Consider the following 26,222-nt stretch of genomic DNA (forward strand, 5'->3'; position numbering starts at 1 on the left):
GTCGTTTTCCTTCCGCGGTTTTTTTTTTTTGTGTTTTATGGGGGGTGGGGGGGGCCGGGGGTGGCGCTCTCCCCCCCCCCCCCCCCCCCCCCCCCCCCCCCCCCGGCTCCCACAATGGATTGCGCGTCTATAGCTACAAAAGCGGTGCCACAGAAGGCTCATTCCTCGGCCAGGCATCCAGCACCGCCTTGAACAGCGTTGCCAGGGGAATCGCAAAGAAAATCCCCCAGAAGCCAAACAACCCGCCAAACAACAGCACTGCGCAGATGATCGCCACCGGGTGCAGATTCACCGCTCCGGCGAACAGCAGCGGCACCAGCACGTTGCCGTCGAGCATCTGGATGATCCCGTATACCGCCATCAAATAGATGAACTGGTCGCTCCAGCCCCACTGGAACAGCGCAATCAGGGTGACTGGCACCGTCACCACCACAGCGCCGACATAAGGCACCACCACCGACAGACCGACCAGCATCGCCAGCAGCGCCGCATAATTCAGGCCCATGGTGACAAAGGCGATATAGGTCACCCCACCGCACAACACGATCTCGATGACCTTGCCGCGAATGTAGTTGGCGATCTGCCGGTTCATTTCCTGGGCTACCCGGGTGATCAGCGTACGCTCGCGAGGCAGGTAGCCGACGACCCAGCGGGCGATCAGATGGCGGTCCTTGAGGAAGAAGAACACCAGGATCGGCACCAGCACCAGATAGATCATGACGTTGACCAGCATCGGCAGGCTCGACAGAGAGAAGGTCAACGCCAACTGGCCGAACTTGCCGATCTCGCCCCTGGCCACTTCAATGGCGTGCAGCACCTGCTCGTCGGAAACCAGATGCGGATAGCGCTCAGGCAGCAGTAACAATAACGACTGCCACTTGATCAGCATGCCCGGCAGTTCATTGAACAGGGTGATGACCTGATGCCAGAGCAACGGCACCAACACCAGCATGATCACCGCCAGTACGCCCATGAACAGCATGAACACTAGACCTACGGCGCCGGACTCAGGCACCCGCATACGCTCCAGCAGGTTGACCATGCCCTGCATCAGGAATGCCAGGACCATCCCGGCCAGTACCGGTGCCAGCATGCCGCCGAGTTTCAGGACTACGGTAAAGGCCACGACCAGCAAGACTGCGAGCACCACCGCTTCTTCATCGGAGAAGTAGCGATGCACCCAGTCGCGAAGCACCTTGAACATCAAAAATCCTTTTCACAGAGAAATTAATCAGGCTTTGCGCAACCAGTAGCGATAGACCCCGGCTTCGACCTGTTCATGTAACAGTGTGTGTCCCGCCAAACGGGCAAACGTACGGAAATCGCGTTGGGAACCGGCGTCGGTGGCGGTCACCTTGAGCACCGCGCCACTGCTCAGACGATTGAGTTCCATCTTGGCCTTGAGCAACGGCAGCGGGCAGTTCAGCCCACTGGCATCGAGCTCAGCGTCGCACACAGCGGGACAGGCTACAGCGTCAGACATCATTTCTCTCCGGGCAGGCACATTGGATTGCACCTGAATCAGCAGTTTCATACACAGCCGCCAGAATACCCGACTCTGGTCAGCAAGCCATGCAGACAGCTACAGTAAGGACTTTCTGCCTCTTGAGCTTCATGCATGAAATTCCTGCGCCCTACCCTGCTGACGCTTGCCTGCCTGCTCTCGGTGCCCAGTTTCGCCATTGATCTGCCCGCGCTGGGCGATGCCAGCTCCGCCATTGTCTCCCCTGAACAGGAGCATTCCCTGGGCCGTGCCTGGCTGGCGATGCTGCGCAGCCAGGTGGCGCAGTTATCCGATCCGATCCTCAAGGACTACGTCGAGACCTCCGTCTATCGTCTGGCCGAAACCAGCCAGGTGCAGGATCGGCGTCTGGAATTCATCCTGATCAACAGCCCGGAACTCAACGCCTTCGCCGCTCCCGGCGGGATTGTCGGGGTCAACGGCGGGCTGTTTCTCAACGCTCAGACCGAAGGCGAGTACGCCTCAGTACTGGCCCACGAACTGGCGCATTTGTCGCAACGCCACTTCGCCCGTGGCGTCGAGGCCCAGCAGCGCATGCAGGTGCCGGTCATGGCCGCCCTGCTGGCAGGGGTAGTGATGGCCGCCGCCGGGGCCGGTGATGCCGGTATCGCGGCGATTGCCGGTTCCCAGGCGGCCGCGATTCAGGAGCAGCAGCGTTTCTCCCGGCAGAACGAACAGGAAGCCGACCGGGTCGGCATCATGAACCTGGAAAAAGCCGGCTACGACCCACGCAACATGCCGACCATGTTCGAGCGTTTGGCCCGCCAGTACCGCTACAACAAGACCCCACCGGAATTCCTGCTGTCCCACCCGGTCACCGAATCGCGTATCGCTGACACCCGCAACCGCGCCGAACAGGCCAAGCCCGGTGGCAAGGAAGACAGCCCGCTATATCAACTGATGCGTGCGCGTATCGCCCTGTTCTACGAAGAAACGCCGGGCATAGCCGCACAGCGTTTCCGTGCGCAGCTGAACGAGAACCCCAAGGCCCCGGCCCCGCGCTACGGCCTGGCCCTGGCCCAGATCAAGGCTGGCCAGCTCAACGAGGCACGGGAAGAGCTCAAGCCATTGCTGGCCGCAGAACCCAATAACATCACCTACAACCTGACCCAGATCGACCTGGACATCACCAATAACCGCCTGCCCGATGCATTGAAACGCGTCGAGCACATGCTCGATATGTACCAGGACAACTACCCCCTGCGTCAGGCCCGTATTGACGTGCTGCTCAAGCTCAACCGCAACGCCGACGCCGAAAAAAGCCTCGACAGCCTGCTCAAGAGCCGCCCCGACGACCCGGATGTCTGGTACCTCGTCGCCGAAACCCGTGGCCTGAATGGCAACACCATTGGCCTGCATCAGGCCCGCGCCGAATACTTCGCGCTGATGGGCGACTACCGCCAGGCCATCCAGCAACTCGACTACGCCAAGCGCCGGGCCAACAACAACTTCCAGCTGGCATCCCGTATCGATGCGCGGCAGAAGGACCTGATGGATCAGGAGCGGGCGGTTAAAGAGATGATGAATTAAAGAGATGTCATGGAGGTCTTGTTGGAGCGAGGCTTGCCCGCGAATCGACTGCCGCGATGTGTCAGAGAAAGTGCGGTGAACCCTTCGCGGGCACGCCTCGCTCCAACCGATTAGCCCGACTTCAAGAAAGTGTTCACTGATCGAACACTTTCCCACCCACCTCACCCGCTCTTGATTGACAGAAATTAACCATCCAGTACATTTTCTCCAAAGCTATAACAATGGAGAAAAACCTGATGCCTCGTACCCTCCTGGTGCTCAACGGTCCCAACCTGAACCTGCTCGGCAGCCGTGAGCCCGCCACCTACGGCCACGAAACCCTGGCCGATATTCAGGCGCTGTGCTGCCGCACCGGTGACGCTCTGGATCTGAATATCGAATTCCAGCAGACCAACCATGAAGGTCAACTGATCGACTGGATTCACCAGGCCCGCGGCCGTGTTGCGGGTATCGTCATCAACCCCGCCGCCTGGACACATACCTCGGTCGCCATTCGCGACGCCCTGGTCGCCAGCGAAGTGCCGGTTATCGAAGTGCACCTGTCCAACGTGCACAAGCGCGAAGAATTTCGTCACCACTCATTTGTCTCAGGCATTGCCGTCGGTGTGATCTGCGGCCTGGGCAGTAACGGCTATCGGATGGCCATCGAACACTTTGCCCATCTACTCAAGGCCTGATCCCATGTCCAAGACTCCCTCCATCCTCGCCGGCCTGATCGGCGCCGGCATCCAGGCCTCGCTGACGCCGTCCATGCATGAACAGGAAGGCGATGCTCAGGGTATCCGCTACCTGTATCGCCTGATTGATCTGGACATGTTGAAACTGGACAGCAACAACCTCGAGGAGCTGCTGGTCGCCGCCGAGCGCACGGGTTTTACCGGGTTGAACATCACCTTCCCTTGCAAGCAGGCGGTTATCCCGTTACTGGATGAGCTGTCCCCGGAAGCCAGCGGCATTGGCGCGGTGAACACCGTGGTGTTCAAGGATGGCCGGCGCATCGGCCATAACACCGACTGCCTGGGCTTTGCCGAGGGCCTGCGCCGTGGCCTGGGTGATGTTGGCAAAGGCCGGGTGGTACAAATGGGTGCGGGCGGCGCTGGCGCGGCAGTGGCCCATGCGCTGCTCAAGGAAGGGGTCCGGCAGCTGCAGATTTTCGACGTCGACGCCGAACGCGCTCGCGGCCTGGTCAATAACCTCAACCAGCACTTCAACGGCAGCCCGGCCCAGGTCGGTCTCGACCTGGCGACAGCCCTGGCCAGCGCCGACGGCCTGGTCAACACCACGCCCATGGGCATGGCCAAGCTGCCGGGCATGCCGGTGCCCAAGGCCCTGCTGCACGGCGGGCTCTGGGTGGCGGAGATCGTCTACTTCCCGCTGGAAACCGAACTGCTGCGCGAAGCCCGGTCCCTGGGCTGCCGCACGCTGGATGGCGGCAATATGGCGGTGTTCCAGGCGGTCAAGGCGTTCGAACTGTTCAGCGGTGCCAGTGCCGATGCCCGGCGCATGCTCGATCATTTCAGCCGGTTGACGGCCTGACCGATACAGGCGCTGGTCCAGGCATTGTGGGTGGTGGTTGTGGGAGCGAATTCATTCGCGAATAGGCCGGTACATCCGAGTGACATTTGTTGCCTGGAATACCGCTTTCGCGAATGAATTCGCTCCCACAGAATTCATTTCCACAGAGTTCGCTCCCACAATTCACGGCTACACAATTCCCCCTGAAAATCTGATCAGGCCTGGATATAGCGCAACACTGACTCACAAATCACCTGTTTCTGCCGCTGTTTGACCTCCTGATCGGACAAATCGATCTGAAAAATCTCGCTGAAGGTATGGCGGTTGGAGACGCGGTAGAAGCAGAACGAGCTCATCAGCAAGTGCACGTCGATGGCTTCGAGGCCCGGCCGGAAGACCCCCGCAGCTTCACCGCGGCGCAGGGTTTCGTCGAGCAGGTTGCGCACGTTGCCGCTCATCGAGCGAATGTTGGTCGATTGCTTGACGTTCTCGCCGTAGTGAATGTTCTCGATGCAGACGATGCGCACGAAATCCACGTTGCTGTCGTGGTGATCGAACGTAAACTCCACCAGGCGTTGAATTGCCGCCCGAGGTTCCAGCGCGCCCAGATGCAACTGGGCCTCGGTCTGGCGAATATCGCCGTAGAGTTTCTCCAGCACCTCAACGTACAGCTGCTCCTTGCTGTTGAAGTAGTAATAAATCATGCGCTTGGAGGTTTTCGTGCGCTCGGCGATGGCGTCCACCCGCGCTCCCGAAAGCCCCTGCTGGACGAATTCGGTGATCGCGGCCTGCAGAATGTCCTGACGGGTTTTTTCCGGATTGTTCTTGCGACTTTTGCGAGGCACTTCAAGGGAAGGCTCGGGAAGTTCTGCGGTCATGGTCATACAGCACTCACGGCAAATAGACACGGTAGCGCTGATTATGGCCCTCGCCGCGTAACGAAGAAACCGGGCGGGGCAACTCTCCTTGCGCCACCCGCTGCGGGGGCCTACAAACGCGCCTGGGCCGCGCTGCCGCTGCGCACCTTGGCCATGGCCGCCAGACGCACCGCCACGTTGGCTGCGCCATAGCCGACATAACCGTTCTTGCGCTGCAATAGCTCGAAGAAGAAGCGCCCTTCGAACGGCTCGGTGTAGACATGAAACAGCTCACCGCCCTGGGCATCACGGTCATAGAGCACGTTGTAGTAGGCCAGTTCGCTCAGGTATTCGTCGTCAAAATCGAAGCGCGCCGCCAAATCGTCGTAGTAGTTGAGAGGGATCTGCAGCAGCGGCACGCCGGCGGATTTGGCCCGTTCGATCTCGGCGAACAGGTCCTCGCAGGCGAAGGCGATATGGTGCACGCCGGAACCGCGATAGCTGGATAGCGCGTGGGAAATCACCGTATTGCGGTTTTCCGAAATGTTCAGCGGCAGTCGGACCGAACTGCAACGGCTGCGCACGGCGCGACTTTTCACCAGACCGTAAGGGTCGGGCAGCACCACTTCATCATCCGCTTCGAAGTCCAGCAGGCTCTTGTAGAACAACACCCAGCTGTCCAGGCTTTCGGCAGGCAAGGCCATGGCCATATGATCGATACGTTGCAGATGACCGCTTTGCTGCGCCTGGGGATTGAGGATGAAGTCGGTCTCGTAGATGCTCTGCCCGGCGTCAGACTTGCCGATCAGATAGATCAGACTGCCATCAGGCGCGCGCACTGCCGGAACCTCCCGCTCGTTGGGCCCGACCAGGCCACGATAGGGTTGGCCCTTGAATTGGCGGGCGCGTTCCAACGCCTTGGCGCCATCATCAACCCGCAAGGCCGTGGCACACAGGGACGGGCCATGGGCTTCGAAAAAGCCGTGGGCAAATGAGTAAGGCTCGGCATTGAGGACGATATTGATATCACCCTGACGCATCAGGCTGACGTCCTTGGAGCGATGCTGCCCGGCCTTGGCAAAGCCCAGTCGCTCCAGCCAACCGGCGAGACGATTGCCTTGCTCGCCGTCCACGGCGAACTCGAGAAACTCGACGCCGTCATAAGCGCTGGCCGGTGGCGGCGCGAACAGCTGTTGCAGATCCACCGCCGGGGCCAGTCCCTGGGCGGCTTCGTCTTGCAGTCGGTTGCGGGTTTTCTCTTCCAGATACAGCAGCGAGCGCAGGCCATCGGCGGCATTGCTGCGGGTCGGCGCGGCGCGGAAGCCGTCGTTGAAGATCTCCAGTGACAACGGCCCCTTGTAGCCGCTGCGAATGATCGGCGCGAGAAAGCCCGCCAGATCGAATTCACCCTGGCCGGGGAAACAGCGGAAATGTCGACTCCACTCCAGCACGTCCATGGCCAGGATTGGCGCGTCGGCCATTTGTACGAAGAAAATCTTGTCGCCGGGAATCTGCGCAATGGCGCCAGGGTCGCCCTTGAGCGACAAGGTGTGAAAGCTGTCAAGCAACACGCCCAGCGCCGGGTGATCGGCCTGACGCACGATGTCCCAGACCTGTTGGTAGGTATTTACATGCTGGCCCCAGGCCAAGGCTTCGTAACCGATGCGCAACTGGCGCGCCCCTGCCCGCTCGGCCAACAGCCGCAGGTCGTCGACCAGAATCTGCTGCTCGCCTATGGAATCGGCCGAGGCGTTGCTGCACACCAGCACCAGGTCGGTGCCCAGTTCCTGCATCAGGTCGAACTTGCGCTCGGCCCGTTCCAGGTTGCGTTGCAGGCGCTCGCGGCGGCAGCCTTCAAAGTCACGAAACGGTTGGAACAGGGTGATGGCGATGCCCAGGTCGGCGCACATCTGCCGCACTTCCCGCGGGCTACCCGCGTAATACAACAGATCGTTCTCGAAGATTTCCACGCCGTCGAATCCGGCAGCGGCAATGGCTTCAAGCTTTTCCGGCAGAGTCCCGCTCAAAGAGACGGTGGCAATCGAGCGCTGCATTGTTCAGCTCCTTTGTAGGAAGGCCCGTCACGTTGAAAACGCCGAACCGGAGACGAATCAGGGGTAGAGGGATTATTGATGGGCACGAGGAAGCGGTAAATATATAGTGTACGAACTGGTTAGTTTTGTGTTCGATTATCGCCCAAAATAGCCTTTGGCGAATTGACGGTTTTTCTTGCGGTGCGCAACATCGACACCACCTTGCAGTGTCTCAGTGCAACATGAGCCGTATTTGGCAGTCGCCGAGACACGCAACAACCACCCAGCAGCAAACCAATAACAATTTCAAAAAACGGGTCCAAGCAGATGATTCAATCTCATAGCTCACCGCTGGAGACTAAACACGTCTCCCCCCATGCCGGCATCGGCGACAAGATCCGCGGCGCCATGGCCGTCGGCAAAACCCGCTGGGGCATGCTCGCTCTGGTGTTCTTCGCCACCACCCTCAACTACATCGACCGCGCCGCCCTCGGCGTCATGCAACCGATCCTCGCCGACAAAATGAGCTGGACGGCGATGGACTACGCCAATATCAACTTCTGGTTCCAGGTCGGCTACGCCGTGGGCTTCCTGCTGCAGGGGCGGTTCATCGACAAGGTCGGGGTCAAACGCGCGTTCTTCCTCGCCGTACTGCTCTGGAGCCTGGCAACCGGCGCCCACGGCCTGGCCACATCGGCAGTGGGCTTTATGGTCTGCCGCTTTATCCTCGGCCTCACGGAGGCGGCCAACTACCCGGCCTGTATCAAGACCGCGCGGACCTGGTTTCCCGCCGGTGAGCGGGCCCTGGCCACCGGTATTTTCAATGCCGGGACCAACGTCGGCGCCATGCTTACGCCTGCGCTGTTGCCGCTGATTCTGTCGGTCTGGGGCTGGCAGGGCGCATTCCTGTCCATGGCCGCGCTGGGCGTCGTCTGGCTGGTGTTCTGGAGCTTGAAATACTACGCGCCGGAAGATCACCCGAGCGTCAAGGCCAGTGAACTGGAATACATCCAGCACGGCGCCGAGCCTGCGCAAAAAGGCGCACCCCTGAGCCAGATCCTGCGCATGCGCGGCACTTGGGCCTTCGCCCTGGCCTATGCGATTACCGCGCCGGTGTTCTGGTTCTACCTGTACTGGCTGCCGCCGTTCCTCAATCAGCAATACAACCTGGGCATCAGCGTTTCGCAGATGGGTATCCCGCTGATCATCATCTGGCTGACCGCCGACTTCGGCAGCGTCGGCGGCGGCATCCTCTCGTCCTGGCTGATCGGCCGCGGCGTCAAACCCATCACGTCGCGACTGATATCAATGCTGATCTTCGCCTGTGCCATCGGCTGCGTCGTCTTCGCCGCCCATGCCAGCGGCCTGTGGATCGCGGTACTGGCCATCTCCCTCGGCGTCGGCGCGCACCAGGCCTGGACCGCCAATATCTGGAGCCTGGTGATGGACTACACGCCCAAGCACATGATGAGCACCGTGTTCGGCTTCGGCGGCATGTGCGCGGCCATCGGCGGCATGTTCATGACCCAGATCGTCGGTTATGTGCTGACCGTGACGCACAATAACTACACCGTGCTGTTCACCATCATCCCGGCCATGTACTTCATTGCCCTGACCTGGCTGTTCTTCATGGCGCCGCGCAAGGTTCCAGAACTCGGCTGACTTCCTTTCAGGGGCCTGAACAACAGGCCCCGGCAGGATATCTACGCCGGCTAAAAAATGTACGAACCAGTTAATTACTAATAAATACAATAAAGGTCCATCGCAATGCCCTCATTCCTGACACGTCACCCACGTTTGCTTTCCGGCACCCTGGCCCTGGCCGCCGTCACAGGCGGTATCCCCCTGAACAGTCAGGCCGAAGGTTTTCTGGAAGACAGCAAAGCCACGCTCAACCTGCGCAACGCCTACTTCAACCGCAACTTCACCAACCCGGCCTACCCGTCGAGTCGGGCGCCGCAGAACTACGCCGAGGAATGGACGCAGAACTTCATTCTCGACGCCAAGTCCGGCTTCACTCAGGGCTGGGTCGGTTTTGGTGTCGACGTACTCGGGCTGTATTCGCAGAAGCTCGATGGCGGCAAGGGCACCGGGGGCACGCAACTGCTACCGATTCACGATGACGGGCGCCCGGCGGACAACTTCGGCCGTCTGGGCGTGGCGCTCAAGGCCAAGGTCTCCAACACCGAACTGAAGGTCGGCGAGTGGATGCCGGTGCTGCCGATCCTGCGTTCGGATGATGGCCGTTCCCTGCCGCAGACCTTCCGTGGCGGGCAGATCACCTCCAAGGACATCGCCAACCTGACGGTCTACGGCGGTCAGTTCCGCGGCAACAGCCCGCGCAACGACGCGAGCATGGAAGACATGTCGATGAACGGCAAAGGCGCCTTCACCTCCGACCGCTTCAACTTCGGCGGCGGCGAATACAGCTTCAACGACAAGCGCACGCAGATCGGCGTCTGGTATGCGCAGCTGGAAGATATCTACCAACAGGAATTCCTCAACCTGCTGCACAAACAGACCTTCGGCGACTGGACCCTGGGCGCCAACCTGGGTTACTTCATCGGCAAGGAAGACGGCCGCAAACTGGCCGGGGAAATGGACAACAAGACCCGCTACGCACTGCTTTCGGCCAAGTACGGCGGCAGCACCTTCTACGTCGGCCTGCAACGCCTGACCGGCGACAGCGCGTGGATGCGGGTCAACGGCACCAGCGGCGGAACCCTGGCCAACGACAGCTACAACGCCAGCTACGACAACGCCCAGGAACGCTCCTGGCAGTTGCGCCACGATTTTGATTTCGCCGTGTTCGGTGTACCGGGCCTGACCCTGATGAACCGCTATATCAGCGGCGACAACGTGCACACCGGCACCATCACCGACGGCAAGGAATGGGGACGCGAGTCGGAACTGGCCTACGTGTTCCAGAGTGGCACGTTCAAGAATCTCAGCCTGCGCTGGCGCAACTCCAGCATGCGCCGGGACTTCAGCACCAACGAGTTTGATGAGAACCGGATCTTTATCAGCTATCCGATTTCGTTGCTCTGAGGAGCATTTGCCCTGCCCGACAGTGACGGTCTGCAGGGCAGAGTTTTGTGGGAGCGAATTCATTCGCGAAAGCGGTGTTCCAGGCGACGAAGATGCATCGAATGTACCGGCCCCTTCGCGAATGAATTCGCTCCCACAAGATTTGCCCCTCCCCCGGTTAATGTTTGCTGCGTGACAGCGCGGCGTGTTAGACGGGGCGTGTTAGACGGGGCGGGCTCTTCCACAAGACTGAATTCACAGAATTCGCCGCTACAGAATTTGCTGCTGCGGCGGCACCATCACACTCAGGCATTCCCCGCCAATTTCATCCGCGCCGCCTGGGTGAAATCCAGCATGCGCTGCAACGGCCTTACGGCATTGGGAATCAGCGCCGGGTCGACGAAGATCTCGTTGGTTCCCTGACGCAGGCACTGCAAAGTGCGTTCGAGGGTATTCATCGCCATCCACGGGCAGTGCGCGCAACTGCGGCACGCTGCGCCATTACCGGCGGTGGGGGCTTCGATAAAGACCTTGTCCGGACACAGCTGCTGCATCTTGTAGAAGATGCCGCGGTCGGTGGCGACGATAAAGGTCTTGTTCGGCAGGCGTTGCGCGGCGGCAATCAACTGGCTGGTGGAACCTACTGCATCAGCCAGTTCGATGACGTTTTCCGGCGACTCCGGGTGGACCAGAATCGCAGCGTCCGGGTACAGCGCCTTCATGTCTTCCAGCTGACGCGACTTGAACTCTTCGTGAACGATACAGGCACCGTCCCACAGCAGCATGTCGGCGCCGGTTTCGCGCTGGATATAACGCCCCAGGTGCTTGTCCGGGGCCCAGATGATCTTCTCGCCGTTGTCCATCAGGCTTTCGACGATTTCCAGCGCACAACTGGACGTCACCACCCAGTCGGCCCGGGCTTTGACCGCCGCCGAGGTATTGGCGTACACCACGACGGTGCGCTCGGGATGCTGATCGCAGAACGCCGCGAACTCATCCACCGGGCAACCCAGATCCAGAGAGCAGGTGGCTTCCAGGGTCGGCATCAGGATGCGTTTTTCCGGGGTGAGGATCTTCGCCGTCTCCCCCATGAACTTGACCCCGGCCACCAGTACGGTACTGGCCGAATGGTCTCGGCCGAAGCGGGCCATTTCCAGCGAATCGGACACACAGCCACCGGTCTCCTCGGCCAGAGCCTGGATCACCGGGTCGCAATAATAATGGGCAACCAACACGGCGTTTTGCGCCTTGAGTTCGGCAGCGATAGCTGCGCGATAGCCGGCCTCTTCTTCAGCCGTCAGCTCTTTGGGCTGCTTGGCATCAAGATGGGCCTGGACCAGAAGGCGTTCGGAAATCTTTGTCATTGTTCACTGGGCCTGAATGCGCACGGACGCGAAAGGCGTCAGTTTACACCTGAACAGATGGCAAATAACGCCCGCACTCAAGACCGCAGGTCATTCTCCCTGATGGAGCATGGCCTGAATTTGCTGTACTGATTCTTGTGTGCGCCTGGCCAGGTTTCTCACCTCATCCGCCACTACAGCGAAGCCTCTGCCCTGCTCTCCGGCGCGGGCGGCTTCAATGGCCGCATTGAGCGCGAGCAGGTTGGTCTGCTCGGCCACGCTGCGAATCGCTCCGGCAACATTGGCGATCTTGCCGTACGTCGTCTTGATGCTGTCCTGCTCACGCACGCGCAGTGAATCGGCAGCCTTTTCGTCGCTGATATCGCGCACGGCGCCAATGACCCGCACCAGCACGCCATGCGCATCGCGCAGACAACGCCCCCGCTCGCGATACCAGGTTTCCCCACGTTGCTTGTGACGCATGCGGTATTCAACGACATAGGCACTCTGATCGTTGCCAGCGGCGATGTAATCGCCAAAAACCTGCATCACGGTGTTCAGATCGTCGGCATGAATGACCGCAAAGAAACTGTCCCAACCGTCAGGGAACTCCTCGCGGCTATAGCCGATGAGATGGCGGAATTGATCGGACCAGCGAATCACATTGTCCCCATGGTCCGCATTGCCATCGACCACGCTCAAGTCCCAGCAACCTTCGGTCAAGGTTTGCCGGGTCAGCTCCCAGGCCTGCTCATCCTGCCGCCAGCGCGAGCGTTCTAGGGCATGCGCCGCCGACTCAGCGCTTAACTGTTGCACGGTGCTTTCCAGCAGCTGACAGCGGCTCTCGGTATCGACCAACTTCGCAACCAGCGCCTGATAGTGCTCCTCACTGCAGACAGGCTCAGGCTTCAACGCATACTCGCTTAGCCGACTCAGTCGTGCCTGCCATAGCTCGTTCAACTGATAAAAGGCCGCCAGTAACTGCGGGTGACGGATAAGGCGGGAGGTGGGAGGAATAACAAGGGGTTTTTCGGCCAGCAGTTGGCCCACCACAGACGAGAGATCACCCGCCAGCGCTTTGGCTGCATCGTTAAACCACATGGGCGACTTCTCCTGAAACGATCCATGCTTACGGTAGGGCAAAGCCTTGCGCGGGAAACTCTCCTTAAAGAGGTAGTTCTTTGGAGATAGGCTGAAGTGAAATATGCGCACAGATCAAACGCCATGGATTATCATTAGCTTTTGACAACTATTACTGACAACCTCGATTAACGTCGTAAAAATGACGCCACTTATCACTCATACGAGTGAATCCGAATGATGCATGGCAAAACGACATCCTTTTGTCGCCGAATTGTAAATATTTGCTGACACTCCCGTTACAAACGGCATAGGATCGCCGTCATAGACCCTCGCATCACTCATTCGAAGGTCTTCTCAACCCCCGTCGATACACCGCCAGCAGGACGCTCACCCGATACAGGACCCACCGCCGGAGCCATCCGTGCGGCGTGGATGACTACACCCCCGGTCCTGACAACAGGCCCTGACTGGATTGACGAAAGACATGACTCGACGCTGGCGCATTCTGCTCATAGCCCTGATCACCCTGTGCCTGGCCGCAGCGGTCGTGACCTGGTATCGCGCTGTTCAGAAAACCGCCCGCAAGACGCCCGTGGTCGTGCTGGAAACCATCGATCATTCGACCTTGCCCGGCGGCTCGGCCCTGACCCAGGTGCTGCCGAAAAATCCGTCGCTGGCACGTATCGCCCTGGCAGTTACCGCCGATGCCCTGCTGTCCGATACCCAGCTGCAGAAATTGAGCCGCGACACCGCCGCACAGATTGTCCAGGTGGTGCTGCCGCAAGCCGACTGTTCGGTGCAGCAACAAGTGTTTAACCAGGCCCTGGAAAAATTGCCGGGCTCGCCGACGGTCGTCGCCGGTATCGGCGCCGGCGGGACCCTCGCCTGGCATTGGCTTGCCACGCAGAACAACGACAAAGCCGAAGCCATTTCTGTGGGCTTCAACCTGCAACACAACTGCGATATCCCCCTGCCCAAGCGTGCCGCTCATGGCCACTGGATGGTGTCCTGGCGTGACAGTCCGGATGAAAAACTCGCCGCCTTCGTCCATGACCAGCCCAACGCCAATAGCCGCCTGAGCAACAGCACCACCGACCTGACCAAAATGCTCTGCCGCGAGCTGCGCCTGAAACTGATCGGCGAGAAAGCCGTCAGCAATGGCCTCGGCCACTCCATCGTCGAGCTGCCCGCAGCGCAACGCTCCGACACCGTGACTCTGTTCCTCTCCGGCGACGGCGGCTGGCGCGACCTGGACAAGGAAATGGCCGGGCACATGGCCGCCATGGGTTATCCGGTGATCGGCATCGACGTGCTGCATTACTACTGGGAGCACAAGGCCCCCGAAGAGACTGCCGACGACCTGGCCGAGCTGATGCACAACTATCAGCAGAAATGGGGTACCAAGCGCTTCATACTCGCCGGTTACTCCTTCGGCGCCGATGTGATCCCGGCGGTGTACAACCGCCTGGACCCGGACGATCAGAACCGCATCGACGGCATCATCCTGCTGGCCTTCGCTCGCAGCGGTAATTTCGAGATCAATGTCAGCGGCTGGCTTGGCGCCGAAGGCAAAGAGGCCATCACCGGTCCCGAGATGGCCAAGCTGCCTGCATCGAAAGTGCTGTGCGTGTACGGCGTCAAAGAGAAGAAAAAGAGCGGCTGCACCGAGAACACCGCCGTCGGCGAAATTCTCTCGCTGCCCGGCAGTCATCACTTCGACCGCGACTACGAATCACTGGCCAAGCGCCTGGTCACGGCCATCGACAAGCGCCAGGGGCGCATCGCCGCTCAGTAAGCAGCCTCAGGATGCCGACGTGATACTCGCCAGATCCGCCACCAACGTATCCAGTGTCGGGCGCATGATCAGCGGCGCCGGCGCACCTTGTGGCGCCGCAAGACCCACGCGGTTATGCCAGATAGTCGGCAACCCTACCTTCTCGGTGCCGAACATGTCGTAAGCGGAACCGGCGACGAACACCGCATTCGCCGCAGCGATATCCAGCGTCTCCAGGGCCAGGCGATACGGCGCCGGATCCGGCTTATAGAAGCCCGTCTGCTCGGAGGTGATGACCACATCAAACGGCACACCCAATAGATCTGCGGCCTGACGCCCGAGCTTCTCCGAGCAGTTGGTAACAATGCCCAGCTTGTAGTGCGGTTTCAGCGCCGCGAGCACGGCCTTGGCCTCGGGCCAGGCCTGCAATTGGCCCCAACGGGCTTCCAGCTCAGCCGCAGCCTGACGACCCAGCCCTACCTCGACAGCCGCTTCCTCGACCAGGGTTTCATAAGGTCGATAGCTGCCGCAGCCATAGGTCGCCTTGAGATACGCCATGCGCCAGGTGCGCCCCATTTCCTCGGATCCGGCGACGCTATTCCACAAGGTCCAGGAGTCCAGCAAAGCGGTAAGCAGATCAAACAGCACCAGTTGCACAGGGTTGTTTGCGGCGTTATTCAACGTCATGTCTTCAGGTCCTGTTCAGGGTTAACGAATTTCAGCCACGGCGGTGATTTCCACCAGGGCACCGTGATGCAGCTCGCCGCAGGGAATGATTGCCCGCGCCGGCCGGTGCTCGCCCATCAAGGCGGCATAACGTGCATTGACCGTCGGCCAGTACTGCACGTCAGTGATGAATATCTGCACGCTGACCAGCTTCGCCAACGAGGTATCGGCGGCGTGCAGCACCGTCTCGACATTGGCCATGGCCTGGTCAAACTGCGCCTCGATCCCTTCGGGAAAGCTGCCCGATGCCGGAATAAAAGGCAGTTGACCGGAGACGAAGAGCAAGTTGCCCGAGACCACGCCATGGGAATAATGACCGCCTGGAGCGGGCAGTTTTGCTGAGGTGATGATGTTCATTGAGGTTTTCCGTTGTAGAAATAAAACCTGGAGCGCCAGGCCGGCTTATGACGGAGTGACAACGTCCAGTGGTTGAAGGGCTTCGGACTCGTCGTGCCCTTCCCACTTGGAAACCGAAGCCGTGGCAATGCTGTTGCCCAACACATTGATGGCGGTGCGGCCCATATCGAAAAAGGGATCGATCCCCAGCAGCAGCAACAGCCCCGAAGCGGGCAGCCCCAGCGATGGCAGTGAAGCGGCAACCACCACCAGGGAGGCACGCGGTACACCGGCCATACCTTTACTGGTCAATAGCATTACCAGCAATACGCCAACCTGTTGGCTAAAGCTCATATCGACATGAAAGGCCTGGGCAATGAAAATCACCGCGAATGCCTGATAGAGCATGGCGCCGTCGAGATTGAATGAATAACCCAGGGGCAGGACAAAACCGGAAACCCGCCGCGGCACGCCAAAACGCTGGAGTTGTTCGATGGTTTTGGGAAAGGTCGCCTCGCTGCTGGAGGTGGAAAAACCAATCAGCAGCGGGTCACGGATCAACGCCAAAAGCCTGAAGATCCGTGGCCCGAGAATCACCCACCCGGCACCGATCAGCAACAGGCCAAGGAGGATCAGCGCCAGATAATAACCGCCCAGCAACTTGCCGTAAGTGCCCAATACACCCAGGCCACGGGTGGTGATGATCGAACACAACGCCGCGCCCACACCCAGTGGGGCCAGCCACATGATGTAACCGGTCAGCTTGAGCATGATGTCGAAGATGGCATCGGTCATCTCAACAACCCGCGCCTTCAGCGCTCCGCCGACTGACGCAGTGGCAAAGCCGAACAACACGGCAAACAAGACGATCTGCAGAATGTCATTGCTGGCCATGGCACTGACCACACTTTGCGGAACGATATTGGTGATGAACGTCTTGAGGTTGAAGGGCGCAACATTGATGCCGGAGCTCTCAGTGGCCGCCGGCAAATGAGCCGCCATCTCGCCGCCCACATCCAGCGCGTTGCACGCCAGGATACCGATCAACAACGAGATCACTGACGCACAAAAAAACCAGGCCAGGGACCGTAGCCCCATGCGGCCGATCGCCTGGGGGTCCGACATATTGGCGATCCCCGAGACCAGCCCGCAAAACACCAGCGGCGCGATGATCATCTTGATCGCCCGCAGGAATATATCGGTGAATATCGCCAAATATTGCGTCACCACTAATTGCGCGGTGGCCTCACTCAATAAGGGATGCAATACGGCACCGCTAACGGCCCCCAGAATCATCCCGAGCAAAATCCAGAGTGACAGGTTCTTCTTCATCAGAAATACGCCCTTGCTGTTATGTGATTAATAGGCGGCAGTCGAAAGAATGTTGCTGTTTACCAGCCCGCAATGCGTGACCAGTAACCGAGGCGGCGTCCCTCGGTCAGGACGTGATAACCCCCATGCTGGGCCGAGGTGGCGCAGGCATGGTTGGGCAGAATGCGCAGTTGCGTACCCACGGGCAGCGCGCTGGCCGGATCGAGGCTGCCAGAGCGCGAGACGATGATGCCGTGCTCCTGATTGGCCGCCGTGACGATCAGGTCGCCAATGGGCTGCCCGGCCAGGTCGCAAACAATGCCGTAGCCCTGATCCACCGCCTGCTTGGCCGTGCCGCGATCACGGGACAGCGCCATCCAGCCGGCATCGACAATAGTCCAGCCTTTTTCCGGCTGATGGCCGATCACCGTGGTCAGCACCGACACGGCAATGTCCTGCACCTGGCAGACGCCCAGCCCGGCCATGACCAGATCGAAGAAAGCGAACACCCCGGCCCTGACCTCAGTGATGCCGGACAAATCCTGAGTAAACAGCGCCGTGGGGGTCGAGCCGATGCTGATGATCGACAGGGCGAACCCCGCCTCTTCCAGCAAGCGCGCAGCATCAACCACGGCGGCGCGTTCCTGACGAGCGTAAGCCTCGATTTCACCGATGCTACGGCTGTCGTAGGAGTTGCCCGCGTGGGTCATAACGCCGCTGACCGTGACGCCACTGCCCTGCAACAACCGGGCAATCTCCACCAACAGCGGCGAGTGCGGCGGGATGCCCGAGCGATGACCGTCGCAATCCACTTCCAGCAGCACCTCGAAGACCGCCCCATTGGCGCGGGCAAAATCAGCCAGCAGCCGCGCGCTGTCCAGGTTATCCAGCACCAGTTTCAGCGCCGCGCCCTGTTCGATCAGGCGCGCTGCATGGGCGAATTTGTTGGGAGCGATGCCGACGCCGTAGAGGATGTCGGTAAATCCGGCGGCGAAAAAGAAGTCCGCCTCGCGCAGAGTCGACACCGTGATCGGCCCGCGCCCGTCAGCGAACAGACGCTCGGTCACCTCCAGGGATTTATGGGTTTTGACATGGGGCCGCAACGTCACGTTGAACGGCGCCAGCTTGTTGCGCATGCGCCGGATGTTGCTGTCGAGGCGTTCGAGGTCGAGGAGCAGTGCGGGGGTTTCGAGTAGTTCGAGCATGTGTGTTCTCCGGTAATGGCGCTATTCTAAGCCGCTAAAACCGCTGTGAACTTTAATCTCCCTGACTTATGGATTCAGTGAAACTTAATGAATGATGCCGTCGACATTCGCTTTCTGCTGGTCATCCGCGAGAGCACCAGCCTGCTGCAAGCCTCGCGCAAACTGGGCCTGACACCCTCGGCGGTGACTCAGCGCCTGCAACAAATGGAGAAGAAACTCGGCATTCGCCTGCTCGACCGATCTTCCCGGCAACTGCGCTTCACCGACGAAGGCGAAATGCTGTGCCTGCGCGGCGCCGAGCTGATCCAGCAGTTCGACGCCCTGCTCGAGGACCTGCAGGAACGCCGCAGCGGCTTTGTCGGCAAACTGAAAATCAACGCGCCCTTCGGCTTCGGCAGGCAGTACGTGGCGCCGGCGGTATCGGCCTTTCAACGGCTGCATCCGGAAGTTGAAATCGCCCTGACCCTGTCCGACCAGCCATTGGTAGAAGTCAGCGATCGCTTCGATGTGGTGATCCATATCGGCGAGCTGCGCGCCTCCAACCTGATCTGCCATGCCATTGCGCCCAACCGCCGGTTTATCTGCGCGTCACCGGCCTTTATCGAGCGCCATGGCTTGCCCGAGAACCCCGAACAACTCGCCGACCTGCCCTGCATCGCCCTGCGGGAAAACAACGAAGACGTGACCCTCTGGCACTTCACTCGCGCCCGCAAGACCCATAGCGTGCGCATCCGCCCGGTGCTGAGTTGCAACGACGGCAACGTGATTCGCCAATGGGGCTGCGAAGGCCAAGGCATCATCCTGCGCTCGGAATGGGACGTCGCCGAAGCTTTGGCCGATGGCTCGCTGGTGCGGCTATTGTCAGCGTGGAAACTGCCCGACGCCGATGTGGTGGCGTTGACGCATCAACGTGAAGGATTGCCTGCGCGCACGCGTAACTTCATGAGTTTTTTGCAGGCACATTTTCGTCCACAGCCGAGTTGGCGGATTTAAACGAAAGGTCATTAGTTGCTCACTATACCTAGGTCGCATTGGCATGGCATCTGGCCTGCTTAATACTTGCAGCAACTAATAATTCCAATACATCCCGGTGCCTTGTTCATTCAAGGCTTCGGCGATTGCTATTGGCCGTCAGAAAATAGTTGGAGCATGTTCATGTTGGTTAGTCCCTTCCGGACCCGCTTGGGTCTCGGCACGGTATCGCTGTGCGCGATGGTTTTTTCTTCTGCCCAGGCGGCAGGTTTTATCGAAGACAGCAAAGCCACTGTCGAATCGCGCACGATGTATTTCAATCGAGACTTGCGCGATGGCAGCAGTTCAAACCCACAGGGTGCCTCCAAACGTGAAGAGTCGGGGCAAGGCTTTATTCTCAACTTCCAGTCCGGCTACACCCAGGGCCCGCTGGGTTTTGGTGTCGACGCACTGGGCATGGTCGGCTTTCAGCTGGACTCAAGCCCCGAGCGCAGCGGCTCGGGGCTGCTTCCTTCCAGCGGCAATAATCCACGCGGCTCAAAGGATCAATACGCCAAGTTCGGCGCGGCCGGCAAGGTTCGTTATTCGAAAACCGTATTGAAATACGGCGCAATGATGCCTGACGTCCCCCTGCTCAAATATAACGACGGCCGCCTGTTGCCCAATATGTTCAACGGTGGCTGGCTGACCTCGGAAGACCTGCACGACTTCAAGTTTCTCGCCGCCCGCCTTGATCATTACACCGCACGGGATTCAACTGATTCGCAAGACATTCGCCTGAACTGCAAGAACAAACGCTTTACCTGCGACACCACCGGCAATCACTTCGATATGTACGGCGTCGATTACAAACTGTCGCCAAAGTGGACCGTGCAATATCACTACGCCGAACTTGAAAACGTCTACCGACAGCACTTTTTAGGCCTGCTGGGCAACGAAAATATCGGCCCGGGCGTCGCCTCCGCAGACCTGCGGGTATTCAAGAGCGATGACGAGGGCTCGGCCCGGGCCAACGAGATCGACAACCGCGCCATCAGCACGATGTTTGGTTACGCCCTGGGCGGCCATAAAGTCGCCTTCGGCTGGCAGCGCATGCTCGGCGACAGCTCCATGCCTTACCTGGATGGCAGCAACCCGTACCTGGTCAACTACATCCAGATCAACGACTTCGCTGCCGCCCAGGAACGCTCCTGGCAACTGCGCTACGACTACGACTTCAAGACCCTCGGCGTGCCCGGCCTGAGCTTCCTGACCCGCTATGTGAATGGCGACAACATCAAGGTCGTCGGCAGCAACGACGAAGGCAAGGAATGGGAACGCGACAGCGAACTCAAATACGTCGTACAGAGCGGCACCTTCAAGGACCTGAGCCTGCGCCTGCGTAACGCGACCTTTCGTAGCAACTACGAGAAGTTTGCCCGGGACGTGGACGAGACACGGGTGATCGTGAGCTACAACTTCTCGGTGTTGTAAGCCCGTGTGACCGGTTTTTGCCGAGAAGAGGTCGGTACATCCGATAAACATTCATCGTCTTGATATCGCCTTCCCGGCTAAAGCCGGTCCCACATGCATTATGTGTTTTCTGCATTCCACAGCTGATTCCAGATCATCCATCCCGTGAGAATCCATCCTTTGTCAGCCCCGGCGTCGTTGCCTGTAAATACCAGGCAGCCACGTGACATCCGACACGGGCTTGCACAATAACGGTTCGTCTTGGAGATCCTATGGACAGCGCTCCTTCGTTACTGCTGGTGTTGTTTGCCGCCATTATCCTGATCGTTTTTCTCATCGTTAAAGTTCGCCTCCACGCCTTCCTCGCCTTGACCGCAGCCAGCTTTGTAGTAGCCATCGGTTCGGGCATGCCGCTCACAAAAATCGTCTCTTCATATGAACAGGGCGTGGGCGGCACACTGGGCTTCCTGGCCACGATCATTGGCCTGGGGGCCATACTCGGCAAGATGCTCGAAGAGTCCGGAGGCGCCGAGCGCATTGCCAAAGCACTGTTGACCGCCTTGGGTAGAGAGCGAGCTTCATGGGCGATGATGCTCGTAGGATTTATCGCAGGTATACCGGTGTTTTTCGAGGTCGGCTTCGTTCTGCTGATCCCGTTGATCTATGTGGTCGCCAAAGAAACCCGGATCAACCTGCTGTACCTGGGCGTGCCTCTGGCTGTGTCGTTGATGGCCGTCCACTGCATGCTGCCCCCCCACCCCGCTGCCATGGCGATCGCCGGAATGCTCGACGCTGACGTCGGCAAGGTGATTCTCTACGGCATTATCGTGACCCTGCCTGCTGCGGTCATTGCCGGCCCCTTGTGGATAAGACTGGTCTGCAAGAGTGAAGCCCCCACGACCCAGTCCGACTTCCTGAGCAAGCATTGTGAAGACCGCACCGAGCGGGAATTGCCAGGCTTGGGGGTGACGCTGCTGACCATCCTGCTGCCCCTGTTGCTGATGGTCGGCAAAAGCCTCGCCGCTAACCTGCCCGAAGGCTCCCTGACGTTCAGCGTTCTGTCACTGCTGGGCACGCCGCTGATCGCCCTGTCGATTGCCGTGGTGTTCGCCTACTGGGCGCTGGGCTTGAACCGCGGGCTGACCATGGCCGGCCTGCTGGCTCATACCCAGAACAGCTTCCCGCCTCTGGCCAGCATCCTGTTGGTCATCGGTGCCGGTGGCGCCTTCAATGGCATTCTCGTTGACAGCGGCGTCGGAGACGCACTGGCCGCCTCACTGACGCAACTGCAAATAAACCCCATCATCCTGGCTTGGCTGGTGGCTGGCCTGATGCATTTTGCTGTCGGTTCGGCAACGGTTGCCATGATCAGCGCCGCCGGCATGGTGATGCCGATGCTGGCCAGCCATCCGGATGTCAGCAAGGAAATCATCGCTATCGCCATCGGTGCCGGGGCCATCGGCTGGACCCATGTCACGGACTCCGCGTTCTGGGTGGTCAAGGAGTACCTCGGGGTCTCCCTGAGCGAGGCGCTGAAGAAATTCACTCTCGCCACCGTATTGGCCTCGGTGGTCGCCCTGGGGCTGACGCTCCTGTTATCGAACTTTATTTGAATGACCCGGGGTTCAGTTTCATTACTTGAAGGGAGCACGTCATGATATTGGGAAGAACACTTGAGAGCTGGTACGCCAGCCATCCGCTGATTCGCGATCTGGTCCAATTGCAGGAAACCACCTGGTTCAATCCGGCCGTGGCGCCCGTCGCGCAGTCCATAGGCGATGTCGGGCTGACCGCCACTGACGTCGCAGACGCCAGCGCACGGCTGACGCGCTTTGCCTCTTATCTCCAGCGGGCGTTTCCTGAAACGGCATACAGCGACGGCATCATCGAGTCCGACATCATGCCCGTACCGCGCCTGCAGCAAGCCCTGGCCGAGCGCTACGGCCAACCGCTGCAAGGCGCTATGTGGCTCAAGCGCGACAGCCATCTACCCGTTGCGGGCTCCATCAAGGCCCGCGGCGGTATCCATGAAGTCCTCAAGCACGCCGAAGACCTGGCCCTGGGCGGGGAACTGCTGAGTCTTGATGATGACTACGCAGTGCTGGACAGCGATAAGGCCCGGGCTTTTTTTGGTCAGTACAAAATAGCCGTCGGCTCGACCGGCAACCTCGGCCTGTCCATCGGCATCATGGGCGCCGCACTGGGTTTCCAGGTGACCGTGCATATGTCGGCGGATGCGCGCCAATGGAAGAAAGACAAACTGCGCGCACATGGCGTGACGGTTATCGAGTACTCGTCCGACTACAGCGTGGCCGTTGCCCAGGGCCGCGAGCAGGCGAGCTCCGATCCGACCTGTCATTTCGTCGACGATGAAAACTCGGTCAATCTGTTCCTCGGCTATTCGGTGGCGGCCGAGCGCCTGCAACGGCAATTGGCTGCGGCCGGGATTACTGTGGACACGCAACATCCGCTGTTTGTTTATCTGCCCTGCGGCGTGGGCGGCGCACCCGGTGGCGTCGCCTTCGGCTTGAAGCTGGCCTTTGGCGACGCGGTCCGTTGCATCTTCGCCGAGCCTACCCACTCGCCCTGCATGCTGCTGGGTGTCTATACCGGGCTGCATAACGAAGTGAGCGTGCAAGACTTCGGCATCGATAACCTGACGGCCGCCGATGGCCTGGCGGTGGGTCGCGCTTCCGGTTTTGTCGGCAAGGCCATGCAGCGTTTGCTGGATGGTTTCTACACCGTCAGCGACGAGGAGATGTACAGCTTGCTAGCCATGATGGAGCGCTGCGAAAATCAGCGCCTTGAACCGTCAGCACTGGCCGGAGTGCCCGGCATGATCAGGGTCCATCACGACCAACAGGGCTACCTGACCCGTATCGGCCTGGACAGTCAGGCCATGGTCCAGGCCACCCACCTGGTCTGGGCCACAGGGGGCAATATGGTGCCTGGCGAGGAGATGGACACATATCTGGCAAAAGGTCGCCAATTGCTAGGTACTGCTTGATCGGGCCACTATCAACCCAAGCGCCGGATAGAAAAACGGATGGGGCAGGATAAACACCCTGCCGCGTCCGTCATGTTTCAGCGGGCGACAGGCATAGCGCCAGAACGCATTTGGGTTTGACGGGAAAGACTGCAGTGCTCAACCTTCCACCTCGTATCAGCTCGCGGCTCAACAGCAGCCAATTCGCCAATCTGCATACCTTTCTTGTGGCTGCCCGGCACCTGAGCTTCGCCCGTGCGGCCGAAGAGTTGTGCCTGACTGCCAGCGCCGTGAGTCATCGCATAAGCCGGCTGGAAAGCGCCCTGAGCATGAAGCTGTTCCAGCGCCTGACGCGGCAGGTCCGTCTGACCGACGAAGGCAAACGCATCTTCGACATCCTGCAAGGCGCCATGGGCGAGCTGTCCGAGGCACTCGATCAATCGCCTCACGCGCAAGCAGCTGGCTCTATCGCGCTCTATGCCCGGCCCTCCGTGGCCGAATGCTGGCTGGTGCCCAGGCTCGCTGAGTTTGTCGAGCGTTACCCGTCGATCTCTCTGGACCTGCGAGTGGGCAATGACGATGTCGACTTCCGCACCCGCAAGATCGACCTGGCCCTGTACTACGCCAATGGTGAATTTCCCGGTCTGACCAGCCACCGGCTGATGCAGGAACAACTGGCCCCGGTGTGCAGCCCGGAATATGCCAGGCGCCAGCGCCTGCAAGACAACCCGAAAAACCTGCAACATTGCACTACGCTGCACGACGCCCTGCCCTGGAGCAACGCCGCCTACGATACCGAGTGGACATTATGGGCTGAACAACACGGCATGCTGACCGCCCTGCCCAAGCGCACCCTGACCTTCGATCATTCGGCCCTCAGCGTGACGGCGGCCATCAACCATGTGGGCATCGCCATGGGCCGTCAGCAACTGGTGCGTAAATACGTCGAGCGCGGCGAACTGGTTCTTCCCCTCGCAGGGTTCAGCCGCTCGGGCCAGTACGATTACTATCTGGTTCATCCGCCATTGAACCCACAGCCCAAACGGTTGCTAGTGTTTATGCACTGGTTGAAAGAGTGTGCGAGCCAGATGGCTGTATCAGCCGAATAAACCCCGCGCTTAACTCAACCAACCCAAACCCTCAAAAGCACGACTCTCACGCACGCCGGATCTGCTGCGCTGCGCCGTAGCCGTCACCTACGAATTCGGCATCCGCCTCAGTGGCAAGGAACGCTAACGGGCCTTCGCCGACCGGCATCTGATCGACGAGATCAAAACCCTGATCGATGACTCTCTCGAAGAGTGTCGGACGCCAGTTGTAAAATTTCATCTCCCGCCAGGCCAGTGATAATGCAGTACCGGCAACAATCTGCACGCGCTTATTTGTTGCTACATCAACAGTAATTCAGCACAACTGTTGAATATCCAACAGATGAGTCACTTTCCTGTTCTGTCAGGACACCGCGTATTCCGGCACCTGCCGACGCTGGTACAGCTCTTGCTCATGCCCCTCACTCCAGAGCGCCGCAGAGCACTCGTCTTTGTTCATTACCTTGCGAAAAACCCGTGGGCGGGCGCGCCTGCACGATTTTCCGAGGAGTGATCGTAATGCCAGCTACACCACTGAATTCCACCACCCGCCCCGCCCCGTCTCAGGACTTCACCATTCGGCCGCTGGAAGCCGCCCTGGGTGCCGAAGTCCTCGGGCTCGACCTGAATCAGCCGCTCAACCCTGAAGATTTTGCCCGCATCCATGGCGCCTGGCTTGAGCATGGCCTGTTGGTGCTGCGCGACCAACGCATAGCGGCCGAGCAGCACATCGACTTCAGCCGCCGCTTCGGTCCGTTGCAGGTGCATGTTCTCAAGCAGTTCCTGCTGGCCAATCACCCGGAAGTCTTCATTATTTCCAATATCGTCGAGAACGGTCAGCCGATTGGCCTGGGGGACGCGGGAAAATTCTGGCACTCGGACCTGTCTTACGTTGAGTTGCCGAGCAAGGGTGCCATGCTCCTCGCACAGCAACTGCCGGAAGAAGGCGGCGACACTTTGTTCGCCAGCCAACAACAGGCTTACGAGACGTTGCCTGACGAACTTCGTCAACGCATTGAAGGTAAACGCGCGGTGCATTCCTACACCGCGCGTTATGCCGATGAAGTGTTCAAGGGCGTACGCCGACCGACCCTGACCCCGACGCAGCTGGCCGAGGTCAAGCCCGTAGTCCATCCGATAGTGCGTACCCACCCGGAAACCGGGCGCAAGGGCCTGTTCGTCAACGAGAATTTCACCACTCACATCCTCGGCCTGCCCGAAGACGAGAGCAAAGCACTGCTCGCCGAGCTTTACGCCCACAGCATCAAGCCGCAATTCATCTACCGCCATCAATGGCAAGCCAATGACCTGCTGTTCTGGGATAACCGCGCCCTGATCCACCTGGCGACCGGTTGCCCCAGCCATTTGCGCAGGCGCATGCATCGCACCACCATTGAGGGTGATGTGCCAGTTTGATCAAACCGTTTTCGAAACATCGTTCGATGACAATAAAACTGTAAAG

At 59.7% G+C, this 26,222-nt stretch carries 22 protein-coding genes and 2 pseudogenes; 12 read left to right on the forward strand and 12 right to left on the reverse strand.

Annotated elements, in window-relative coordinates; translation table 11 throughout:
- Window positions 1-133 precede the first annotated feature (133 nt).
- Both M2401_RS30405 and M2401_RS30410 read right to left on the reverse strand, forming a co-directional pair.
- Window positions 134-1,204 carry an AI-2E family transporter gene (locus tag M2401_RS30405; RefSeq protein WP_259109642.1) on the reverse strand — a complete coding sequence of 357 codons (1,071 nt, stop codon included), beginning with the start codon at window positions 1,202-1,204 and terminating at the stop codon, window positions 134-136.
- A 27-nt stretch (window positions 1,205-1,231) separates the two neighbouring features.
- On the reverse strand, window positions 1,232-1,483 hold the full coding sequence (locus M2401_RS30410) for a sulfurtransferase TusA family protein (RefSeq protein ID WP_259109643.1): 252 nt from the start codon (window positions 1,481-1,483) through the stop codon (window positions 1,232-1,234).
- A 135-nt stretch (window positions 1,484-1,618) separates the two neighbouring features.
- Here M2401_RS30410 and M2401_RS30415 point away from each other — a divergent pair, with 135 nt between their 5' ends.
- From M2401_RS30415 to M2401_RS30425, 3 genes are all read left to right on the forward strand, one after another.
- On the forward strand, window positions 1,619-3,052 hold the full coding sequence (locus tag M2401_RS30415) for a M48 family metalloprotease (RefSeq protein WP_259109645.1): 1,434 nt from the start codon (window positions 1,619-1,621) through the stop codon (window positions 3,050-3,052).
- Between the two features lie 236 nt (window positions 3,053-3,288).
- Window positions 3,289-3,729, forward strand: a complete 441-nt coding sequence (gene aroQ / locus M2401_RS30420) for a type II 3-dehydroquinate dehydratase (protein ID WP_259109648.1) — start codon at window positions 3,289-3,291, stop codon at window positions 3,727-3,729.
- Between the two features lie 4 nt (window positions 3,730-3,733).
- Window positions 3,734-4,588 (forward strand): shikimate dehydrogenase, encoded by an 855-nt coding sequence (locus M2401_RS30425; RefSeq protein ID WP_259109650.1) that lies wholly within the window; start codon window positions 3,734-3,736, stop codon window positions 4,586-4,588.
- Between the two features lie 194 nt (window positions 4,589-4,782).
- Here the strand turns inward: M2401_RS30425 and M2401_RS30430 are convergent, their stop codons facing one another.
- Entirely contained in the window at window positions 4,783-5,451 is a 669-nt protein-coding gene (locus tag M2401_RS30430) for a TetR/AcrR family transcriptional regulator (RefSeq protein WP_259109651.1), read from the reverse strand.
- A gap of 104 nt (window positions 5,452-5,555) precedes the next feature.
- Window positions 5,556-7,478 (reverse strand): 3-dehydroshikimate dehydratase QuiC, encoded by a 1,923-nt coding sequence (gene quiC, locus M2401_RS30435; RefSeq protein ID WP_259109653.1) that lies wholly within the window; start codon window positions 7,476-7,478, stop codon window positions 5,556-5,558.
- Between the two features lie 306 nt (window positions 7,479-7,784).
- Here quiC and M2401_RS30440 point away from each other — a divergent pair, with 306 nt between their 5' ends.
- Window positions 7,785-9,119, forward strand: a complete 1,335-nt coding sequence (locus M2401_RS30440) for an MFS transporter (RefSeq protein ID WP_259109655.1) — start codon at window positions 7,785-7,787, stop codon at window positions 9,117-9,119.
- 105 nt (window positions 9,120-9,224) lie between these two features.
- Window positions 9,225-10,505 (forward strand): OprD family porin, encoded by a 1,281-nt coding sequence (locus M2401_RS30445; protein ID WP_259109657.1) that lies wholly within the window; start codon window positions 9,225-9,227, stop codon window positions 10,503-10,505.
- Window positions 10,506-10,789: 284 nt separating this feature from the next.
- Here the strand turns inward: M2401_RS30445 and nadA are convergent, their stop codons facing one another.
- The 3 genes and pseudogenes from nadA to M2401_RS30460 form a co-directional block, all read right to left on the reverse strand.
- A complete protein-coding gene (gene nadA / locus M2401_RS30450) occupies window positions 10,790-11,848 on the reverse strand; it encodes a quinolinate synthase NadA (protein WP_259109659.1) in 1,059 nt (352 codons plus the stop codon).
- A gap of 99 nt (window positions 11,849-11,947) precedes the next feature.
- Window positions 11,948-12,217 (reverse strand): annotated as a pseudogene (locus M2401_RS30455) (methyl-accepting chemotaxis protein); the annotation flags it as partial.
- A pseudogene (locus M2401_RS30460) lies at window positions 12,200-12,928 on the reverse strand (PAS domain-containing protein); the annotation flags it as partial. The pseudogenes M2401_RS30455 and M2401_RS30460, both read right to left, overlap by 18 nt.
- Window positions 12,929-13,394: 466 nt before the next feature.
- On the opposite strand from M2401_RS30460, the gene M2401_RS30465 reads away from it, so the two are divergent.
- Window positions 13,395-14,705: a virulence factor family protein gene (locus M2401_RS30465; RefSeq protein ID WP_259109661.1), complete on the forward strand. Its 1,311-nt coding sequence runs from the start codon at window positions 13,395-13,397 to the stop codon at window positions 14,703-14,705.
- 6 nt (window positions 14,706-14,711) lie between these two features.
- Here the strand turns inward: M2401_RS30465 and M2401_RS30470 are convergent, their stop codons facing one another.
- The 4 genes from M2401_RS30470 to M2401_RS30485 are packed head-to-tail and all read right to left on the reverse strand — an operon-like array spanning window position 14,712 to window position 18,262.
- Complete coding sequence (locus M2401_RS30470; protein ID WP_259109662.1) at window positions 14,712-15,371, reverse strand: HAD-IA family hydrolase; 660 nt, start codon at window positions 15,369-15,371, stop codon at window positions 14,712-14,714.
- 21 nt (window positions 15,372-15,392) lie between these two features.
- The gene (locus tag M2401_RS30475) at window positions 15,393-15,767 is read right to left on the reverse strand and encodes a RidA family protein (RefSeq protein WP_259109664.1); all 375 of its coding nucleotides are present in this window, start codon (window positions 15,765-15,767) and stop codon (window positions 15,393-15,395) included.
- A gap of 45 nt (window positions 15,768-15,812) precedes the next feature.
- The gene (locus tag M2401_RS30480; RefSeq protein ID WP_259109666.1) at window positions 15,813-17,078 is read right to left on the reverse strand and encodes a dicarboxylate/amino acid:cation symporter; all 1,266 of its coding nucleotides are present in this window, start codon (window positions 17,076-17,078) and stop codon (window positions 15,813-15,815) included.
- A gap of 59 nt (window positions 17,079-17,137) precedes the next feature.
- Window positions 17,138-18,262 carry a DSD1 family PLP-dependent enzyme gene (locus tag M2401_RS30485; RefSeq protein WP_259109667.1) on the reverse strand — a complete coding sequence of 375 codons (1,125 nt, stop codon included), beginning with the start codon at window positions 18,260-18,262 and terminating at the stop codon, window positions 17,138-17,140.
- 87 nt (window positions 18,263-18,349) lie between these two features.
- Between M2401_RS30485 and M2401_RS30490 the strand changes: the two genes are divergently transcribed.
- The 5 genes from M2401_RS30490 (at window position 18,350) to dsdC (ending at window position 24,781) form a co-directional block, all read left to right on the forward strand.
- Complete coding sequence (locus tag M2401_RS30490) at window positions 18,350-19,255, forward strand: LysR family transcriptional regulator (protein WP_259109669.1); 906 nt, start codon at window positions 18,350-18,352, stop codon at window positions 19,253-19,255.
- Between the two features lie 156 nt (window positions 19,256-19,411).
- Window positions 19,412-20,707 (forward strand): OprD family porin, encoded by a 1,296-nt coding sequence (locus M2401_RS30495; RefSeq protein ID WP_310504164.1) that lies wholly within the window; start codon window positions 19,412-19,414, stop codon window positions 20,705-20,707.
- Window positions 20,708-20,958: 251 nt separating this feature from the next.
- Entirely contained in the window at window positions 20,959-22,299 is a 1,341-nt protein-coding gene (locus M2401_RS30500) for a GntP family permease (RefSeq protein ID WP_259109671.1), read from the forward strand.
- Between the two features lie 41 nt (window positions 22,300-22,340).
- Window positions 22,341-23,693, forward strand: a complete 1,353-nt coding sequence (locus tag M2401_RS30505) for a D-serine ammonia-lyase (RefSeq protein ID WP_259109673.1) — start codon at window positions 22,341-22,343, stop codon at window positions 23,691-23,693.
- 134 nt (window positions 23,694-23,827) lie between these two features.
- Complete coding sequence (dsdC, locus tag M2401_RS30510) at window positions 23,828-24,781, forward strand: DNA-binding transcriptional regulator DsdC (RefSeq protein WP_259109674.1); 954 nt, start codon at window positions 23,828-23,830, stop codon at window positions 24,779-24,781.
- 46 nt (window positions 24,782-24,827) lie between these two features.
- Here the strand turns inward: dsdC and M2401_RS30515 are convergent, their stop codons facing one another.
- Complete coding sequence (locus tag M2401_RS30515) at window positions 24,828-25,046, reverse strand: hypothetical protein (RefSeq protein ID WP_259109677.1); 219 nt, start codon at window positions 25,044-25,046, stop codon at window positions 24,828-24,830.
- Between the two features lie 233 nt (window positions 25,047-25,279).
- Here M2401_RS30515 and M2401_RS30520 point away from each other — a divergent pair, with 233 nt between their 5' ends.
- The gene (locus M2401_RS30520; RefSeq protein WP_259109678.1) at window positions 25,280-26,176 is read left to right on the forward strand and encodes a TauD/TfdA family dioxygenase; all 897 of its coding nucleotides are present in this window, start codon (window positions 25,280-25,282) and stop codon (window positions 26,174-26,176) included.
- The last annotated feature ends 46 nt before the right edge of the window (window positions 26,177-26,222 follow it).

This window comes from Pseudomonas sp. JUb42 (assembly GCF_024807945.1).
Taxonomy (GTDB): Bacteria; Pseudomonadota; Gammaproteobacteria; order Pseudomonadales; family Pseudomonadaceae; genus Aquipseudomonas.

Coding starts and splice junctions, on each gene's coding strand:
- M2401_RS30405 (WP_259109642.1), bottom strand. CDS start 1,204: ATGTTCAAGGTGCTTCGCGACTGGGTGCATCGCTACTTCTCCGATGAA.
- M2401_RS30410 (WP_259109643.1), bottom strand. CDS start 1,483: ATGTCTGACGCTGTAGCCTGTCCCGCTGTGTGCGACGCTGAGCTCGAT.
- M2401_RS30415 (WP_259109645.1), top strand. CDS start 1,619: ATGAAATTCCTGCGCCCTACCCTGCTGACGCTTGCCTGCCTGCTCTCG.
- aroQ (WP_259109648.1), top strand. CDS start 3,289: ATGCCTCGTACCCTCCTGGTGCTCAACGGTCCCAACCTGAACCTGCTC.
- M2401_RS30425 (WP_259109650.1), top strand. CDS start 3,734: ATGTCCAAGACTCCCTCCATCCTCGCCGGCCTGATCGGCGCCGGCATC.
- M2401_RS30430 (WP_259109651.1), bottom strand. CDS start 5,451: ATGACCATGACCGCAGAACTTCCCGAGCCTTCCCTTGAAGTGCCTCGC.
- quiC (WP_259109653.1), bottom strand. CDS start 7,478: ATGCAGCGCTCGATTGCCACCGTCTCTTTGAGCGGGACTCTGCCGGAA.
- M2401_RS30440 (WP_259109655.1), top strand. CDS start 7,785: ATGATTCAATCTCATAGCTCACCGCTGGAGACTAAACACGTCTCCCCC.
- M2401_RS30445 (WP_259109657.1), top strand. CDS start 9,225: ATGCCCTCATTCCTGACACGTCACCCACGTTTGCTTTCCGGCACCCTG.
- nadA (WP_259109659.1), bottom strand. CDS start 11,848: ATGACAAAGATTTCCGAACGCCTTCTGGTCCAGGCCCATCTTGATGCC.
- M2401_RS30465 (WP_259109661.1), top strand. CDS start 13,395: ATGACTCGACGCTGGCGCATTCTGCTCATAGCCCTGATCACCCTGTGC.
- M2401_RS30470 (WP_259109662.1), bottom strand. CDS start 15,371: ATGACGTTGAATAACGCCGCAAACAACCCTGTGCAACTGGTGCTGTTT.
- M2401_RS30475 (WP_259109664.1), bottom strand. CDS start 15,767: ATGAACATCATCACCTCAGCAAAACTGCCCGCTCCAGGCGGTCATTAT.
- M2401_RS30480 (WP_259109666.1), bottom strand. CDS start 17,078: ATGAAGAAGAACCTGTCACTCTGGATTTTGCTCGGGATGATTCTGGGG.
- M2401_RS30485 (WP_259109667.1), bottom strand. CDS start 18,262: ATGCTCGAACTACTCGAAACCCCCGCACTGCTCCTCGACCTCGAACGC.
- M2401_RS30490 (WP_259109669.1), top strand. CDS start 18,350: ATGAATGATGCCGTCGACATTCGCTTTCTGCTGGTCATCCGCGAGAGC.
- M2401_RS30495 (WP_310504164.1), top strand. CDS start 19,412: ATGTTCATGTTGGTTAGTCCCTTCCGGACCCGCTTGGGTCTCGGCACG.
- M2401_RS30500 (WP_259109671.1), top strand. CDS start 20,959: ATGGACAGCGCTCCTTCGTTACTGCTGGTGTTGTTTGCCGCCATTATC.
- M2401_RS30505 (WP_259109673.1), top strand. CDS start 22,341: ATGATATTGGGAAGAACACTTGAGAGCTGGTACGCCAGCCATCCGCTG.
- M2401_RS30520 (WP_259109678.1), top strand. CDS start 25,280: ATGCCAGCTACACCACTGAATTCCACCACCCGCCCCGCCCCGTCTCAG.